The 12,734-nt window shown below is 70.6% G+C and carries 10 protein-coding genes; 6 read left to right on the top strand and 4 right to left on the bottom strand.

Annotation, left to right across the window (positions count from 1 at the left end):
* Positions 1 to 528: 528 nt before the first annotated feature.
* From trpS to ACFC96_RS20860, 6 genes are all read left to right on the top strand, one after another.
* Positions 529 to 1,527, top strand: a complete 999-nt coding sequence (trpS, locus tag ACFC96_RS20885; protein WP_376267654.1) for a tryptophan--tRNA ligase — start codon at positions 529 to 531, stop codon at positions 1,525 to 1,527.
* Between the two features lie 155 nt (positions 1,528 to 1,682).
* Positions 1,683 to 1,856, top strand: coding sequence for a hypothetical protein (locus tag ACFC96_RS20880; protein ID WP_376613527.1), 174 nt, complete (start codon positions 1,683 to 1,685; stop codon positions 1,854 to 1,856).
* Between the two features lie 238 nt (positions 1,857 to 2,094).
* Positions 2,095 to 3,966 (top strand): glycoside hydrolase family 2 protein, encoded by a 1,872-nt coding sequence (locus ACFC96_RS20875; protein ID WP_376613525.1) that lies wholly within the window; start codon positions 2,095 to 2,097, stop codon positions 3,964 to 3,966.
* Entirely contained in the window at positions 3,966 to 5,270 is a 1,305-nt protein-coding gene (locus ACFC96_RS20870; RefSeq protein WP_376225700.1) for an extracellular solute-binding protein, read from the top strand. Before ACFC96_RS20875 ends, ACFC96_RS20870 begins: the two co-directional genes overlap by 1 nt.
* A 23-nt stretch (positions 5,271 to 5,293) precedes the next feature.
* Positions 5,294 to 6,202 (top strand): carbohydrate ABC transporter permease, encoded by a 909-nt coding sequence (locus ACFC96_RS20865; protein ID WP_376225702.1) that lies wholly within the window; start codon positions 5,294 to 5,296, stop codon positions 6,200 to 6,202.
* Between the two features lie 2 nt (positions 6,203 to 6,204).
* Entirely contained in the window at positions 6,205 to 7,131 is a 927-nt protein-coding gene (locus tag ACFC96_RS20860) for a carbohydrate ABC transporter permease (protein ID WP_376613523.1), read from the top strand.
* Positions 7,132 to 7,211: 80 nt separating this feature from the next.
* Here ACFC96_RS20860 and ACFC96_RS20855 read toward each other — a convergent pair whose 3' ends face one another.
* From ACFC96_RS20855 to ACFC96_RS20840, 4 genes are read right to left on the bottom strand one after another with little or no spacing between them, the layout of a single operon-like run.
* Positions 7,212 to 7,697, bottom strand: a complete 486-nt coding sequence (locus tag ACFC96_RS20855) for an HIT family protein (protein ID WP_376267649.1) — start codon at positions 7,695 to 7,697, stop codon at positions 7,212 to 7,214.
* Between the two features lie 5 nt (positions 7,698 to 7,702).
* Complete coding sequence (locus ACFC96_RS20850) at positions 7,703 to 8,038, bottom strand: MazG nucleotide pyrophosphohydrolase domain-containing protein (protein WP_376222232.1); 336 nt, start codon at positions 8,036 to 8,038, stop codon at positions 7,703 to 7,705.
* A 41-nt stretch (positions 8,039 to 8,079) separates the two neighbouring features.
* Positions 8,080 to 8,646, bottom strand: coding sequence for a hypothetical protein (locus ACFC96_RS20845; RefSeq protein WP_376613522.1), 567 nt, complete (start codon positions 8,644 to 8,646; stop codon positions 8,080 to 8,082).
* The gene (locus ACFC96_RS20840) at positions 8,643 to 12,734 is read right to left on the bottom strand and encodes an NEW3 domain-containing protein (protein WP_376613520.1); all 4,092 of its coding nucleotides are present in this window, start codon (positions 12,732 to 12,734) and stop codon (positions 8,643 to 8,645) included. The genes ACFC96_RS20845 and ACFC96_RS20840 overlap by 4 nt, the downstream gene beginning before the upstream one ends.

Genomic DNA, 12,734 nt, shown 5'->3' with positions numbered 1-12,734 from the left:
TTTCCCTTTCCGGCGGTTCCGACTCTATCAGATCCTTTCGGGCCTGACTCCCAGTCAGCGGGGCTTGTCTTCTCGGCTGTTGGGCCGTTCCGACGAGTGAGACTTTAGCGGATTCCTGACTCCCGAGCTAATCGGGGGCGTCCTTTCGAACGCGGATTCCTCATTTCGCAAAGACGCATGAAAACGAGACGTGGCGCATCTCAGAGAGACGCGACAACGATCGTTGAATGGTTCTTGCGGAATGGCCACCCGGGGACCGGCCAAGGACCGGAGCTCACGTCGGGCAACTCGGAGAACACTACGTACCGGGCCCAGGCGTGTCAACTTCCCGCCTGTGAGGCCTGTGCGGTCTAGTCTTGGACTCGTGACTACGCATGCGCACACCCAGCAGTGGTGGGCCGCCTGACGGCGGCCGGCAGAAGCATGCACCCAACGGCCGCCGCCTCGGCGGCCGTTCTTGTATCTCCCTCCTGGAGACCACGGAGCCCGGCAGCCGGGACGCGGCGGTCCTGACCAGGAGGTGGAGTAATGACGCGAATCTTCAGCGGGGTCAAGCCGACCGGGCATCTGACGCTGGGGAACTATCTGGGCGCCGTACGGCAGTGGGCTGAAGTGGATCAGCACAGGGCCGACGCGCTGTTCAGCGTCGTCGATCTGCACGCGTTGACCGTGGACCACGATCCCGGGCGGGTGCGGCGACTCAGTAAGCAGGCGGCGACGCTGTTGCTTGCCGCGGGGCTCGATCCCGAGGTGTGCACCGTGTTCGTACAGAGTCATGTGGACGAACACGCACGACTGTCCTACCTGCTCGAGTGCGTCGCCACGGACGGCGAGATGCGGCGGATGATCCAGTACAAGGAGAAATCCGTCCGCGAGCGGGAACGGGGCGGGAGCGTGCGGCTGTCGCTCCTGACGTACCCCGTGCTGATGGCGGCGGACATCCTCGCGTACGGGGCGGACGAGGTTCCTGTGGGTGACGACCAGACGCAGCACGTCGAGCTCTCCCGGGATCTGGCGGTGCGGTTCAACCAGCGGTACGGGCACACCTTCGTGGTGCCGCGGGCGACGCCACCCGCTGTCGCGGCGCGCGTCATGGACCTCCAGGACCCTGCTTCCAAGATGGGGAAGTCGCATGACAGCGGGGCCGGGATCGTCTATCTCCTCGACGAGCCCGACGTCGTGCGCAAGAAGATCCTGCGGGCGGTCACGGACAGCGGCACGGAAGTCGAGTACGACCGCGAGGCCAAGCCCGGGGTGTCGAATCTGCTGGAGATTCTGGCCGCTTGTGAGGGTGGGAACCCGGAAGGCCTGAGCGGTGTATATGAGTCGTATGGCGCGCTGAAGAAGGCGACCGCGGAGGCTGTGGTGGAGCTTCTCGCGCCGCTGCAGAAGAGGCACAAGGAGTTGGTCGCGGATCCCGCGTATGTAGAGGAGGTGCTGCGGCGGGGAGCTGAGCGGGCGAGGGAGATGGCGAAGCCGACCGTGGACGCCGCCTATCGGGCGATCGGGCTGCTTCCCGGTGTATGAGCCGTCCCTGTACCCGTGCCTGAGCCGTCCCTATATAGGGGCGTCCGAGGGAGGCACCTATATAGGGAGACGTTCCTAGGCGGGCGTTTCTGGGACAGCGCGCGTGGGAGGGGCGATAGGCCGCTGGGGAGGGAGGAACTGTAGGGGCGTGGCTGGTGGCGAGGTGCGATGCGAAGGGCCGGCGCATCGTGGCCTCGCTGCCGGAGCCCGCGCGGTGTGTGGCCTCGGTGGTGCGCGGTCCGCACACCGGCTCCGGCTCCGGCTCCGGCTCCGGCTCCGGCTCCGGCTCCGGCTCCGGCTCCGGCTCCGGCTCCGGCTGCACCCCATAGGTGCCTCTGCCCCTCCGCCACCACCGGGGCACGGATCGCGCGGACACCACGGCTTCCACCCGCCCGTCGCCGTGTCGCGCGTCGGCCTTACGCCGACGGCCGCGAAGTCTGCGGCGGTGGGGTGCGCGGGCGGGGTCGGCGGGCTAGTTCCTTCAACTACCTTGCCCACAAGTCTTTTTAACGATGTAAGTCCTGTGCTGTGATGAGCGCATCGCTGAGGCCGTCCCAGGAGACAACGATGTCGACTCTGTCTGAAGAGCGCCCTAATCCCGATCACGGGAACGCCGACGTCCCCCGCCCCGAGTACCCCCGCCCCGGTTTCGTCCGGGACGAGTGGCTCACCCTCAACGGCACCTGGCAGTTCGCCTTCGACCCGGGTGACAGCGGACTCGAACGCGGCCTGGTGCACGCCGAGCTGCCCGAGCGGATCACCGTCCCCTTCTGCCCGGAGTCGGAGCTGTCGGGCATCGGGGACACCGACTTCCACCAGGCCGTCTGGTACCGCCGTACGGTCCGGATCCCCGAGGGCTGGCGGGGCCGGCGTCCCGTCCTGCACTTCGGGGCCGTCGACCACGACGCCACCGTGTGGGTGAACGGGCGTGAAGTGGCGCGCCACAGCGGCGGGTTCACCTCCTTCAGTGCCGACCTCGGCGGTGTGGTGAGCGCGGGCGACGAGGCGGTCGTCGTCGTGCGCGCCAGGGACTCCCGGCAGGGCCCGCAGGCCCGTGGCAAGCAGTCCGACCAGTACGCCAATCACAGCTGCCACTACACGCGCACGACGGGGATCTGGCAGTCGGTGTGGCTGGAGCCGGTGGCCGACACCCATCTGGGACGGCCCCGGATCACGCCTGACCTCGCCGCAGGCTGCTTCCACCTCGAGCTTCCCCTGTCCGGCAGCCGCGCGGGCCATCGCATCCGAGCCCGGCTCACCGACGAGCGGGGCACGGTGGCCGAGGTTTCGGTCGCGGCCCACCTCGATCTCGCGCCGCGCCTGGTGCTGCCCGTCCCGGAGGAGCGCCTCAGGACCTGGTCGCCCGAGGACCCGCACCTGTACGAGATCCACCTCGACGTGGTGAACGGCTCCGGCACCGTGGTCGACCGTGCCCGCTGCACCGCGGGGCTGCGCTCGGTCACCATCGAGGGCAAGCGGATCCTGCTCAACGGCAAGCCGGTCTTCCAGCGCCTCGTCCTCGACCAGGGCTGGTACCCGGACGGGCTGATGACGGCGCCCGACGACGCCGCGCTGGTCCGTGACATCGAGCTGTCGCTCGCCGCCGGGTTCAACGGGGCCCGCCTGCACCAGAAGGTCTTCGAGGAGCGCTTCCTCCACCACGCGGACCGTCTGGGCTACCTGGTGTGGGGCGAGTTCGGCGACTGGGGCGCGAGCAGCGGTCCGCTGAGCGGCGACAACCAGCAGCAGACCGTCGGCTTCGCCGCCCAGTGGCTGGAGGCCGTCGAGCGGGACTACTCGCACCCCTCGATCATCGGCTGGTGCCCGCTCAACGAGACCCGTCAGCAGCTCCACGACCGGCACACCACGCTCGACGACGCGACCCGTGCGATGTTCCTCGCCACCAAGGCCGCCGACACCTCGCGTCCGGTGCTCGACGCCTCCGGCTACTCCCACCGCGTCGCCGAGACGGACGTCTACGACTCGCACTGCTACGAGCAGGACCCCGAAGCCTTCCGGGAACTGATGGCGGGGCTCGACAAGAACGCGCCGTTCATCAATCCGCAGGACGAGCCGGGCGACACCGAATGGTCGGTCCCGTACCGCGGACAGCCCTATTTCTGCAGCGAGTTCGGCGGTATCTGGTGGAACCCGGAGGAGGCCGCGGCAGCGGGCGGTGAGGACCGGGACGCCTCGTGGGGATACGGGCAGCGGCCCCGGGACGAGGAGGAGTTCCAGCAGCGCTTCGCCGGTCTGACCGGGGTGCTCCTCGACGACCCGGACATGTTCGGCTACTGCTACACCCAGCTCACCGACGTGTTCCAGGAGCAGAACGGGGTCTACCGCTTCGACCGCTCCGTCAAGCTCGACGTCGAGCGGGTCCGGGCCGCTCAGCTGCGCCCGGCGGCCATCGAGTCGGCCCCCGAGGGGGCGGCGTGATGGCCGTTTCCCGCAGGAACCTGCTGCGCGGCGCCCTGTTCGGCTCCGCAGCGGCCGCGACGGCCCCGGCACTGAGCGCGTGCAGCTCGATCGCCACAGCGAGCACCGGCACCATCCAGTACTGGAACCCCTTCACCGGCGGCGACGGCGGCCTGATGAAGCAGATGGTCACGGCCGTCGAGGGCAGGACTCCCGGCCTGAAGGTGACCACGACGGTCCTGGACTGGGGCCAGTCGTACTACACCAAGCTGGCGATGGCCTCGGCCGGCGGTCGCGCGCCCGACGTCGCGATCATGCACGTGTCGCGGTTCGCCGGGTACGCGCCGGGCGGGCTGCTCGACCCCTGGGACATGGATCTGTTCCGGGAGTTCGGGGTGACCCTGGACCACATCAACCCGGTCACGGCCACGCGCGGGCGGTACGACGGCGGCCAGTACGCGCTGCCGCTCGACACCCACCCCTTCGTCGTCTTCTACGACAAGGAGGTGATGGACAAGGCGGGCCTGGTCGACAGCGACGGCAAGCTCCTCCCCTTCGGCGGCCCGGAGGGCTATCTGGAGGCGGCGAAGAAGCTCCGCTCCGTCAACAAGGGCGGTCTCGGTCCGGTGTACGGCCACGTCAACGACTCCGCCCAGAACTGGCGGATGTTCTGGTCCCTGTACCGGCAGACGGGCGCCGAGTTGGACCTGTCCGGCAAGAAGACCCGCCTCGACAAGGACACGGCCGTCGAGGTCATCACCTTCATGCAGAAGCTGGTCGCACCCCAGTGCCGGACCATGGACCCGACCACGTCGGTGGGCGCCTTCGCCTCCCGCAAGGCTCCGCTGATCTTCACCGGCGAGTGGGACTCCGCCGCGTTCAGCAAGATCAAGGGCATCGAGCTGGGCGCCGCCCCGTTCCCGCAGATCTATGACAGCCCCGCGGGCTGGGCCGACGCCCACATGTTCGTACTGCCGCACCAGGCCAACCCCGACAAGGAGCGGCGGCGCACCACGCACCGTCTGGTCGCCGAACTGTTCAAGGCCAGCTTCACCTGGGCCCAGGCCGGGCACATCCCCGGCTATCTGCCGATCGTCGAGTCGCAGAAGTACCGGCACCTGGAACCGCAGGTCGAGTACGCGGCCGCCGCGAAGACCCCGGCGCTCGACCCGCCCGCCTGGTTCATGGGAGCCGGCGCGGACTCGCAGGTCCAGATGTGCCAGGCGATGCAGACCGCCCTTGTGGGCGCCAACTCCGCGTCCGTCGCAGTCGACAAGATGGTCAAGGCGCTCGACTTCTACCTGAGCAAGCCCAACCCGGCCTGAGCCGCACGAGAGGAATCATTGTCATGAGTACATGGCAGGCTCGCGGCGGCCGCACCGCCCGCCGCTCGCTCGGCGGCCGCGCATCGGGGCCGCTGTTCGTCACCCCGTTCCTGGTGGTCTTCGCGCTCTTCCTGGTGGTCCCCCTCGTCTACGGCCTGTGGATGAGCTTCACCAACTCCAGCCTCACCGGCCGGGGAGACTCCACGTTCGTCGGCTTCGGCAACTACGCCGAGGCGCTCACCGACTCGAAGATGTGGGAGACGATCGGCCACACCGTGCTCTTCACGGTCATGTCCACCGTCCCTCTCGTCGTCTTCGCCCTGGTCATGGCGCTCCTCGTGCACGCGGGGCTGCCCGGCCAGTGGCTGTGGCGGCTCGCCTTCTTCGCGCCGTACCTCCTCACCAGCGCCGTGATCTGGCAGGTCGGGCTCCTGCTGTTCCAGACGGACTCCGGCATGCTCAACACCTTTCTCAAGGCGATCGGCCTGGACGGCGTCGGCTGGCTGGTGGAGGAGCGCTACGCGATGTGGTCGGTGGTCCTGATCACCGTCTGGTGGACCGTCGGCTTCAACTTCCTCCTGTATCTGGCCGCCCTGCAGTCCGTGCCCGACCAGCTCTACGAGGCGGCCGCGATCGACGGCGCCGGTGCCTGGCGCCGCCTGTGGTCCATCACCATCCCCCAGCTCCACCGGACGACCGCGCTGATCACGGTGTTGCAGGTGCTGGCGTCGCTCAAGGTGTTCGACCAGATCTTCCTGCTCACCAAGGGCGGCCCGGACGGCTCCACCCGGCCGGTCCTGGAGTACATCTTCGACTCCGGGTTCACCGGCTACCGGCTCGGCTACGCCGCCGCCATGTCGTACATCTTCTTCGCCCTGCTGCTGATCCTCTCCATCGGGCAGCTCAAGTTCTTCTCGCGCAAGGAGGCGTGACGATGACTGCCGACACCCTGATCCGCCCGAAGGCCCGGCCGGCGCGCGGAGCCGAGAGCCGCGCACGGGTGCGGCGCAGCACCCGGCCGCAGCAGGTACTGGGTTCGGGGATCGGTGCCAAGGTGGGCGCCTGGGCCGCGCTCGGGCTGATGGCCCTGATGTGGCTGGCGCCCATCGCCTGGGCGCTGGTGACCTCGCTCAAGACGGAACCCGACGCGGCCTCGGTCGGGGACGGCTGGATACCGGAGCACGGCTTCACGGCCGCCGCCTACGGCAAGATATTCGGCCAGGGCAAGATCCCCATGTGGGCGCTGAACAGCTTCTTCGTGGCGGCGATGGTCACGGTGCTGACCGTCGCGGTGTCCGCGCTCGCGGCGTACGGGTTCTCGCGCACGCTCTTCAGGGGCCGGCGGCTGCTGTTCGCCGTGACGATCGCGTCGATCATGGTGCCGCCGCAGATCCTGATCGTGCCGCTGTTCCGCGAGATGCTCTCGCTGAATCTCGTGGACACCTACGCCGGCATGATCCTGCCGCAGGTCGTGGCGCCGCCGATGGTGTACATCCTGAAGAGGTTCTTCGACGCCATCCCGCGTGAGCTGGAGGAGGCGGCCCGGCTCGACGGTGCGAGCAACGCCCGGGTGTTCCTCAGCGTCGTCCTGCCGCTGTCCCGGCCGATCCTGTCCGCCGTGGCGATCTTCGTCTTCATCGGCGCCTGGAACAACTTCCTGTGGCCGTTCATCAGCACGAGCGACCAGTCCCTGATGACGCTGCCCGTGGGACTTGCGACGGTCAAGGACTCCTACGGACTGCAGTACGCGCAGCTGGCCGCCTCCGGGCTGCTCGCTTCCGTGCCGCTCATCCTGGTCTTCATGATCTTCCAGCGTCAGATGGTGCGGTCCGTGGCCACGACGGGGCTCGGCGGCCAGTAGGTGCCGCGACGCCGAACCGCCCGGTGGGACCGGCAGTCCTGCCGGTCCCACCGGGCGGTTCCATGTCCCTGGCGTGGCCCTCAGCCGAGCGCCCGGCGCAGCCTGTCCGCGATGTCCGCGCGCTCCTCCTCGGTGAGTGCGAGCACCCCGTTCTCCGTCATCAGGGCGTGGTACTGCTGCCGCTCGTAGGGCACGCCCGGCGGCAGGCCGGCGATGTGCCAGTGCAGGTGGCTGTTGCCCTGCCCGCTGCCCAGCGACAGCAGATACGTCCGCTCCGGCGCGAACACCGCCTCCACCGCCAGCGCCACTCGGCGCACCACGAGCATCAGCCGTCCGTACGCCGCCTCGTCCAGGTCCCGGACCACGTGCTCGATGTGCGCCTTCGGCGCGACCAGCACCTTGCCCGGCAGGGTCGGGTACCTGTCCAGGTAGGCCACGTGCGCGTCGTCCTCGTAGACCGTCTCGTGCCGGTGGTCCGGGTCCCCCGCGAGGTAGGCGCAGATGTAGCAGGGTCCGGTGCGCGTCCGGGCGACGTACGCGTCGAGGTCCATGGCCTCGCGTTCCATCCGGCTCACCCGTCCTCGGGAAGCCGCGCGGTGATGGCCTGCTCCAGCTCCGTCATCGTGCGGCCGAAGGCGGCCCGCAGGTCGACGCCGTAACGGTGCGCCAGGATCAGCACGGACCACAGGCAGTCGGCCAGTTCGTGTTCGAGCGCCTGCCGCCCGCCGGGCACCTCCCGGGCGCCCTCCTGCGCCATCACCAGCTTGGCGAGGTCTCCGACGTCGCCCATGAAACCGAGCATGAACTCCTCCCGGGTCCACACCCGCCCTCGTTCGTGCAGGTTCAGCCGGTCGTACAGGTCGTGGATCCGTCGTGCCCGCTGCAGCAGCTCGTCGAGCTCGGTCACAGACACCTCCTGACTCATCGGGGTCTCGTGCTCATCGGGGTCTAGTGACGATGCGTGGCGTCCGTGTGCCGGGGGTCCGCGGGGTGTTCGTAGCCGGGCATGAGGGTCACCGATTCGGCGTGGCGGCGTTCCAGCCACAGCACGAAGTGGCGGTCTGCGGCCGCCCGGTGGAGTTCGTGCTCGATGGCGGCGCGCTCCGCTTCGTAGGGGCCGGGGTGCAGGTCGCGGTTGCGGGCGTAGTAGTCGCGGACGGCGGGCTCCGGTACGGCGACGTCGGCGGTGACCCGCTCGCGTACCGCGCGGGCCACCGGCAGCGACGTCAGGACCGCCGCCGTCACGCCGCCCATCCGCAGGGCGTCGACCAGGCTCAACCCGCCCTCGGTGGGCGGTCGAGGCGGCAGGTTCAGCGCGGCCGCCTCCGCTTCGACGACCGCCTCGTACGTCATGACCTGGACCACCCAGCGGCGCAGGTTGCGCGCGTCCGCTGCTCCGGGGCGAGGCAGGCGGGGCGCCAGGGGGCCGCGCCGGAGCCTCGCCACCCGGGCCTCGACCTCGGCCTCGGTGAAGGTCCGATCACCGACCCGGGCGGCGACGTGGGTCCGCGTCACGGGACGACCTCGATCTCGACGGCCTCGGTGTAGTGCAGCCATCCGGCGGCCGCGAGCTTGACCACGGCCCACCAGCGCCCCGGCCGGGTCCCGGCGGGGACGGACACCGGGAAGCGCAGGGTGTGCTCACCCCGTGCCGGGACCTCCGCGCCCGTGTTCCAGCGCGGGAACAGCTCGAAGGTCTGCCAGGGGCTGATGAGCTGGGCCTGCACGTGGACGGGGGTACGTGCGTCCGACCTGACCTGTACGTCGAGCGTTCCGGCCTCCCCCGGTGCCAGTCGCAGCGCCGTCGTGCGCAGAGCCGCCGCGGGCTCGGCCGCCGGCCCCTCGCCGATCAGGACGCGGGTCACGTCCTCGAAGGTCTGCCCGTCGTATGTCGTGCGCGCCCGCAGCCAGTACGTTCCCGGTTCCGCCGACGGGGATGGCGTGACGCGCATCTCGCGGGCGAGGTGACCGCCCGGTTCGAGGTCGTACGGGACCGCTGTCGTGTCCGCCGACCAGCCCTCCGGGAGCAGGAGTCGGGCCTCTCCGGCGGTGGACGCTCGCGTGAGGCCGGAGGCCACGGTGAGCGTGACGTCGCCCGCGCCCCGCAGCACCGGCGGGTGCAGGTGGACGGCCACGGGCAGGTTCCCGGTCGGGGCCGGGCCGGTGTTGTGCAGCCAGTAGCGGGTGAACACCGGCTGGTCCGGCTCGTGGCCGGGCTCCACCCCGCCGCGCGCCTGTGGGAGCCGGGCGACGACCGTGGCGATGTCCATGCCGCCGAGGTCGACGGTGAGTCCGTCGAGCGGGGCCCGCGGGTGCTCCAGCAAGGTGGCGCGGTGGGCCTCGGTGAGAGGGAGGTCCGTGGCCACGGCGGCCCGGACCGGCCGGCCGGTCGCCTCGTAGAGGCGCATCGTCAATCCCGTCACCGACCCGGGCAGTTCGCCCTCGGCCAGGGGGTTGCCCGCGGGCTTGAGCGCGCTGAGGACGACCTGGCCCGCGGGTTCCACCGCGAGGAACGACCGCGCTTGCGGCCGGCCCTCGCCCTCGCCGCGTACCGCGCGCAGCGGGTGATTGACGTCGTGGGCGCGCGGGACCACGCTCTGCGCGCGCCAGTCACCCGGTCCGGCCATCAGCGTGTAGTCGAAGGAGTGGGTCCAGTGCTGCTGCTGGAACGTGGAGCCGTCCGGGTGCGTGCGCCGTGGCGGGTCGATCCACACGCCGGACGGCCAGCCGGTGCAGGAGCGCATCAGCGACAGGTGCAGGGCGCCGCCGGAGTCCACCGCGAAGCCGGGAACTCCCTGGTTGACGAGGGCGACCGTGTAGTCGTCGAGCGGGGGTTCGGTGAGCGGTCCGCCGTGCGCGACCTCGATCGTCGCGTCGTCCAGGTCCGCGACCAGGTCGTCCACCGCGCCCTCACCGGCCACGACGAGGACCGGCAGCGCGTGTGCGGCGCGCAGGTCGGCACCCGGTACCCACACCTTCTCCAGCGGACTCTCGGCCGGCACCCACAGTCGGGCCCGGCCGGTCGCGGCGAGCTGCGCGGCGAACGCGTCGGCGTACTCCCCCGTCAGCACCTCCGCGGTGAACGGGTTCTCGTCCGGGCCTCCGAGCGCGATGCGTACGTCGGGGAGGTTGGAGTCCACGGCGAGGTCGCCGTAGCGGGCGCCGGGCGCGGCCGAGCAGGTGCTGGTCACGCCCGCCTTCACCAGGGCGACGGCGAGGTCCCTGGCGCCGGCGCCGTCGGGCGTGACGATCTCGGCGATGCCGAGGGCGCGGTCCCCGTCGGGGAGCCGGACGCGGGCGGTGGACGACAGGGCGAACCAGTTGTTCGCCGGGTTGTCGAGGGTCCAGGGATGCTCCGCGGAGTCGACGTCGATCAGGCCGAAACCGCGCCCGATGACGGCGTTCGCGACCTCGCTGACGGGCAGGGCGCCGGGCACCCGCACCGGCCAGCGCAGCCGCAGCAGCCGGTCGGCACCGTCGAACGCGTCGATGTGCGTGACGCCGTCGAGACGGTCGACGCCGTGCCAGAGCGTGAGGGTCTGCGTGTACCGCACCGGGCCGACCGTGCCGGTCACCGTGATCCGCTCGCCGACGGCGCTCGTCTCGGTGCGCACGGATGTGGCGGGCGCGGACGCCGATCCGGTCACGGCCCCGTTCGGCACGAGGTGCCAGGGGCCCTCGTGGTAGCGGGGGTGCGCCGGGTACTCCTCGTACACGAGGAGTTCGTTGCCGACGCGGCCGGCCTGGAGCAGTTCGCGGCCCTCGACGGTCAGCCGGGAGACGCAGCCGCCGCGTCGCGGGTCCACTTCGAGTACGTGCGTGGAGTTCGCGATGCGGGCCGTGCCGTCGGGCGACGGCGCCCAGCACGATGCCGTACGGGAAGGGCGGGGACGGAAGGTGCGGTAGCCGAGCGGGGGGACGTCGGCGGCGAGGAAGACCACGTCGGCCTCGGCGAGCGAGCCGTCCTCGTGGTGGCGCGGGTGCTCCAGGACGAGTGGCGTGCCGTCCGCCGACTCCCAGCCGTGGAAGCCGGGTTCGGGGTGGGTGAGGCGGACGCGCACGAGGTCGGTGCGCGGCCACGCCGACGGGTTGAAGACGGTCACCGTGTCCTCGGCGGCGGGGCCCAGCCGGCGCAGCGAGACGTCGAGGACCTCACGCCCCGTGTCGTACGCCTCCCGCCAGCTGGTGAGCAGGTCGAGGTAGACCTGGTCGGACTCGGAGCCGGTGATCGCGTCATGGTGCGCGCCGTACGCGAGCTGCCGCCACGCCTTGTCGATCCGGGCGTGCGGGTAGTCGGCGCCCGTCTCGACGGAGGCGAGGGTGGCGAACGTCTCGGCCTCCGTGAGCAGGGACTCGGCGGCGCGCTGCGCCTGCTTGGTGTCGATGAACGACACGTCCTTGCCGGTGTAGACCGGGTTCATGTCCCTGGTCTGCGGCGAGGGTTCGGTCAGCTCGCCGCGTACGGCCGCGAAGAACTCGCTCGGCAAGGCGCACTTCAGGCGCGGCCAGGTGTAGCGGGCGGCGAAGTCCCGGTGAATCTCGGTGACCCAGCGGTTGGGCGGGGTGTAGTCGGTGCCGACGGGGAGGAGCAGATTGCGGGTCGCGGCGACGTTCTTCATCAGCCGGTACAGCTCCAGGACCGCGTCCTGCGCCTCGACGAGACTGGTGGCGGAGTCCATCCACCAGCCGGCGCTGTAGTGCGCCGGCATGTAGTGGGTGAGGACGCCGCGGCCGCTGGGCGAGAGCCATTCGAACTCGGCGGGGAACTGCATCGTCGACGGGTCGCCCCAGCCGTCCTGCTCGCGGTCGCGGTCGGTGAGCATCGGGCCCCACTGGTGGTGCGGGCCGCGCGCCCACGACGACGAGGTGAGCCCGGCGTCCGCGGCGAGGCCGGGGAACTGCGGGTCGTGCCCGAACACGTCCAGCTGCCAGGCCGTCTGCGGGTCGCCGCCCATCACGCCGCGCTGGAAACCGATGCCGTACACGAGGTTGCGGACGGTCGACTCGGCGGAGGTGAGGTTCGTGTTGGGCTCGTTGTAGGTGCCGCCCATCAGCTCGACGCGGCCCTCGCGCAGGAGGCGGCGCAGATAGGCGCGGTCACCGGGGTGCGCGTCCCAGTACGGCTTGAGGTAGTCGACCTCGGCCAGCACGAACCGGTAGTCGGGGTCACGGCGCGCGGTCTGCAGGTGCAGGCGCATCAGCTCGAAGCCGGTGTACTGCCAGTCGATCCGGAACTGCTGCGCCGTGTCGCCCGCGTCGTCCCAGGTGGTGGTGTACGCGGCCTGCGTGTTCCACCACACCGGGTCGTAGTGGAAATGCGGCACCATCCACACCGTCCAGCCCGGCTCCGCCACGGTCAGTTCGGCGAGCGCCACCTGGCCGCCGGCGGTCACCGTGAGGGGGACGACGGTGCCGGGCGCGGCGTCGCAGCGCACCCCGATCTCCACCGGAGTCCCCGGCTCCCCCGCCGCGCCCTCGCCGTGGGCGCCGGGGCCGCTGACGACGACCGGGGCGGGCTCGCTGAGCTCCACCCGGACGACCTGCAGGGGGTGGTCGGCGGGACCGACGAACAGGTCGGTCGGCTCGACACGGATGATGCGCAC

The sequence above is a fragment of the Streptomyces sp. NPDC055955 genome (genome assembly GCF_042270245.1).
Classification (GTDB): domain Bacteria; phylum Actinomycetota; class Actinomycetes; order Streptomycetales; family Streptomycetaceae; genus Streptomyces.
Note: the sequence above shows the minus strand (reverse complement) of the source record. Positions and strands in the feature narration are given on the sequence as shown.

Bases quoted from the DNA above. Each gene is read 5' to 3' on its own strand.
- trpS (WP_376267654.1), top strand. From the start codon at position 529: ATGACGCGAATCTTCAGCGGGGTCAAGCCGACCGGGCATCTGACGCTG.
- ACFC96_RS20875 (WP_376613525.1), top strand. From the start codon at position 2,095: ATGTCGACTCTGTCTGAAGAGCGCCCTAATCCCGATCACGGGAACGCC.
- ACFC96_RS20870 (WP_376225700.1), top strand. From the start codon at position 3,966: ATGGCCGTTTCCCGCAGGAACCTGCTGCGCGGCGCCCTGTTCGGCTCC.
- ACFC96_RS20865 (WP_376225702.1), top strand. From the start codon at position 5,294: ATGAGTACATGGCAGGCTCGCGGCGGCCGCACCGCCCGCCGCTCGCTC.
- ACFC96_RS20860 (WP_376613523.1), top strand. From the start codon at position 6,205: ATGACTGCCGACACCCTGATCCGCCCGAAGGCCCGGCCGGCGCGCGGA.
- ACFC96_RS20855 (WP_376267649.1), bottom strand. From the start codon at position 7,697: ATGGAACGCGAGGCCATGGACCTCGACGCGTACGTCGCCCGGACGCGC.